The sequence below is a fragment of the Patescibacteria group bacterium genome, from assembly GCA_041665345.1.
GTDB lineage: Bacteria > Patescibacteriota > Patescibacteriia > PEXW01 > PEXW01 > JBAYJA01.
Window position 1 is genome coordinate 1 of record JBAYJA010000008.1, and the last position, 4,323, is coordinate 4,323.

At 48.1% G+C, this 4,323-nt stretch carries 5 protein-coding genes; all 5 read left to right on the top strand.

The features are described from left to right. The coding region (locus WCV85_06825) for a hypothetical protein (protein MFA6474550.1) at positions 1 to 700 on the top strand (700 nt) is incomplete at its 5' end. Positions 701 to 788: 88 nt separating this feature from the next. Next, positions 789 to 1,511, top strand: a complete 723-nt coding sequence (locus tag WCV85_06830) for a glycosyltransferase (protein MFA6474551.1) — start codon at positions 789 to 791, stop codon at positions 1,509 to 1,511. After that, positions 1,508 to 2,530 carry a GDP-mannose 4,6-dehydratase gene (locus tag WCV85_06835; protein ID MFA6474552.1) on the top strand — a complete coding sequence of 341 codons (1,023 nt, stop codon included), beginning with the start codon at positions 1,508 to 1,510 and terminating at the stop codon, positions 2,528 to 2,530. The genes WCV85_06830 and WCV85_06835 overlap by 4 nt, the downstream gene beginning before the upstream one ends. A gap of 1 nt (position 2,531) precedes the next feature. Then, positions 2,532 to 3,446 (top strand): NAD-dependent epimerase/dehydratase family protein, encoded by a 915-nt coding sequence (locus WCV85_06840; protein ID MFA6474553.1) that lies wholly within the window; start codon positions 2,532 to 2,534, stop codon positions 3,444 to 3,446. Further along, on the top strand, positions 3,443 to 4,323 hold an 881-nt coding region (locus WCV85_06845), incomplete at its 3' end, for a nucleotide sugar dehydrogenase (GenBank protein MFA6474554.1). The genes WCV85_06840 and WCV85_06845, both read left to right, overlap by 4 nt.

Sequence of the window (4,323 nt, forward strand, 5' to 3'; positions counted from 1 at the left end):
ACTCCTGACCTTCATCATTCTCTTCGCCATTTACGCGTACGCATTACTCCTTGTCCAACGTGGGTCAAGTTCTGCGGTGAGTTTGAATAGTAATACTTCACTCCTCATTACCATTTTCATCATCGCCGTTACCATTGAACCATTGCGGAAGTTTATTTACAAATGGATAGATGGGATGTTCGCGAATAAAGAACGGCAACGGCAAGAGTCATTACAACGTTTACAATTGGTGTCCGCATCCACCACCCAGTTTCAGTCACTCCTGACCCGGACAGAGGATGAATTGAGCAAGGTAATTGGTCAGAAGCCAGCATTCCTCATGGTTGACCGGCAGCGGCAAGAGCTGGTGGCTGTAGATGGGAAAATGGGGTTGGGACAATTAGACACAGCTGTTATGCAAAGGGTCTTGGGAGGAAAAATTTTCATTGCCGATGAACTGCCGTACCGAATTGAAAATGGGGAAACGTCCTTGCAAACAGTAGCCGAATGGTTGGGGAAGCATGGGTTTGCCGCAGTTGTGCCCTTGGGAAGCGGGGAAGAGTGTATTGGCATTTTTGCCTTTCCGCAGCGTGGGGGAGTCATTTTTACCTCAGATATCGTGCGTTTCCTCCGATCATTTCAAGATCAACTTCAGTTTGCCTTTGCCAATGCTTTGGCCTACAAACAGGCTATTGAGCGGATTACTGCGCTGAAAAAGTAGGATTTGACATTGAAACCAATTACTTGCGTAATTGGTCTATTTATTGTAAAGTAAACGCACCCGTTGTGGGTGCTTTTTTCAGAACCGCATGCTTTCCATTATCATTCCAGCGTATAACGAGGCTGGATACATTGCAGCAAAACTTGAAGAGCTCCTCAAGCAGTTTGGTACTTCGGTAGAGATTATCGTGGTTCCAAATGGCTGCGTTGACGCAACGGCAAGCATTGCGCAGAGCTACGCGGCAAAGCACAAGAATGTTCTTGTGCACGTCATTCCAGAAGCAGTTGGAAAAGCCGAAGCAGTCCGAGAGGGCTGGCGACACGCGCACGGCGACTGGGTGGCATTCCTGGATGCCGATGGTTCTACTTCCGCAAGTGAATTTCAATGCTTGTTCAATGCGCTACAAGGGGCTGATGGCGTGATTGCTTCTCGCTGGGCACCGGGTGCACGAGTGGAAAATCGAACAGCACTGCGGAAAGCTGCAAGTTACATCTTTGCGCTGGTGGTGAAGCTCCTGTTTTGGATGCCATACAGAGATACGCAGTGCGGGGCAAAAATATTTAAGCGTTCGGTGATACTGAAGATACTTCCGCATTCCCGTGTGCAAAATATCGCTTTCGACGTTGAGTTGTTGCTTTTGTGCCGTCACTTCGGCGATCGGATTGTTGAGTACCCCACCCACTGGATTGACCGTTCTGCATCGGTCATAATCGGGACACCCATGAAATTGCTCCGCAGTAGTGTGATCATGCTGTGGACACTCCTTCGCCTTCGTTTCCGCTTTTCCTTCATTCATCGCGAATCTCTATGACGCAACGCAAGCATTCGTACGATATCAAGAATATTCTCATTGCTGGTGGCGCCGGATTCATGGGTTCACACCTCTGCGATGAGCTGGTGCAGAAGAACCGAGTTATTTGCGTGGATGACTTTAGCACCGGGACTATTGAAAATATCAACCACCTGCTCCAGCATCCAAATTTCAAATTCATTCGGCACGATTTTCACGAACCCCTTGATTTGGAGCGTTTTCCGGAGCTCGTTCCGTTTCAAATCACGTTCCAAGGGATCCAGGAAATATACAATCTTGCCTGTCCAACCTCGCCTCGGGAGTATGCCAAACTACCCATTGAAACTCTCCGCGCAAACGCATTTGCGTCCTACTTTCTTTTGGAACTAGCTGCGAAGTATGATGCAAAGTACTTGCTTGCGTCTTCTTCAGCTGTGTACGGTGAACCTGTAAACGACCAGCCATTTCGAGAAGACTACTGGGGCTTCATTGATCCAGTAGGCCCCCGAAGCTGCTACAACGAAGGCAAACGGTTTGCAGAAAGCCTGACCATGAATTACCGCACCCACCGGAAAGTTGATGCCAAAGTTGCGCGCGTGTTCAACACTTTTGGCCCACGCATGCGCCTGACCGATGGCCGTTTGGTGCCAAACTTGGTCAGTGCAGCAATTGAAAATACCCCCATGCAAATTTCCGGGAAGCCTGATGCCACAAGCACGTTTTGCTACATTTCTGACATGGTGGATGGTCTGGTGAAGTTCATGGCATCAAGCCAAGGCGGACCAATGAATTTGGGTAGCGATGCAGCTATTCCGCTGGTTGAAGTTGCAGAAAAAATTCTGGCGATCACGAAGTCCAGCAGTAGCATTGAGCATGTGGAACCAAGTCCATTCACGCACCGGCAAGGTGTACCGGACATTCGCTTAGCAAAGGAGCACCTTGGCTGGTTCCCCACAGTTTCCCTGGATGACGGTTTGACGCAAACGATTGATGCCATGCGGGGGAGTCGGGTGCTTTCGTACCAACCGGAGACGGAGTAGCATGGCGAAGATTCTTGTAACTGGTGGGGCTGGATTCATTGGCTCACATTTGGTGGATGCGCTGATTTCACGGAAGCATACGGTGACCGTCGTTGACGATTTAAGCCAAGGGAAAAGGGAGTATGTTGCGAAAGGTGCACGTTTCATTTGCCTACGCGTTCAAGATTCGAAAATGAAGAAGATTATTCGTGATGGGCATTTTTCGTATATCTACCACCTTGCTGCGCAGAAAAATTTGCAATATTCAAGACGTGAACCATTTGCAGATGCGGAAACAAACATTTTAGGAAGTTTGCAAATCCTCCAAGCTGCAAAATTGGCAAAGGTGAAAAAAATTATTTTTTTCTCAACCGCTGCGGTCTATGACCCAAAACAAAAGCAACCAGTTTCTGAAAATGCACGTCTTTATCCTGCAACGCCTTATGGGGTAAGTAAGCTAGCGTTTGAACAGTATTTGCGTGCGTTTGAGGTACCTCACGTCGTCTTACGACTCTCAAATGTTTTTGGCCCAAGACAAGATGGCAAAGGCGAAGGCGGGGTTGTAAGCATTTTTTGTGAAGATCTTGTTCAAGATCGTCCACCTCGTATTCACAATTCTGGTGCACAAACTCGAGATTTTATTTTTGTTAGCGATGTCGTACGGGCTGCGATTGCAGCGCTACACCCAAAAGCTCAAGGTGTCTACAATGTGAGTAGTGCTAAAGAGACATCCATTCGTGAGTTGTGTGCAACATTGCTTACAATCACTAAAAGTAATTATCAACCACTACGAGGCAGCATTATCCCTGAGCAAAGACGGAGCGCGTTGACGAATAATCGCATTCGGCAAACGTTAGGTTGGTTCCCGAAAACTTCACTTTTGACTGGGCTTCACCTCACTTTTCAATGGTTTGATCAACAAGCTTTAATACTATGAAGAAAAGAGAACATATCGTTGTTGTTGGGTTGGGTTACGTTGGGTTACCACTAGCCGCTTTAGCTGCGGAAAAGGGGTACAAGGTTTTTGGCATCGCCAAAGGCAAGCAGAAGGTGAATGCCCTAAATAAGGGTGTGAATACGTTGCCGGATGAGCCTTCCATTGCCCCTACAGTGGCGAAGAAGCTCATTAAGGCATCTACCTCGTACGAAGCGGTGAAACGAGCGGATATCGTCATTATTTGCGTTCCAACGCCAGTGGATCATCTGTACAACCCTGATTTAACCCCGGTCATTGCCGCAGCAAAGGGGATTGCAAAGCACTTCAGAAAAGGTCAACTGATCATTCTGGAATCCACGGTGAACCCAGGAGTCTGTGAGGAAGTGGTTTTACCCATTCTGGGAGCAGGCGGGAAACGGAAAGTGGGACGGGATTTTGACCTGGCACACTGCCCAGAGCGGATTGACCCAGGCAATGAAAAATGGAATGTCCGGAATATTCCACGTTGCGTGGGTGCGCTTACTCCTCGCGGCGCTCAACGTGCGGCGAAATTCTACCGTTCGATTATCACGGGCGAAGTTCGGGTGATGAAGTCGATTAAGGAAGCAGAAGCAACGAAGATTATTGAAAACACCTTTCGGGATATTAACATTGCATACGTGAACGAACTGGCAAAATCTTTTGATGTGTTAGGTATTGATGTCTACGATGTGATTCAGGGGGCAGCCACCAAGCCATTCGCGTTTATGCCGCACTACCCATCAGTTGGTGTTGGTGGGCATTGCATTGCGGTTGATCCATACTACCTCATTGAGCGAGCGCGGAAAGCTGGGTTTGACCACAAGTTTTTGAAGCTGGCACGGGAAATTAATAACAG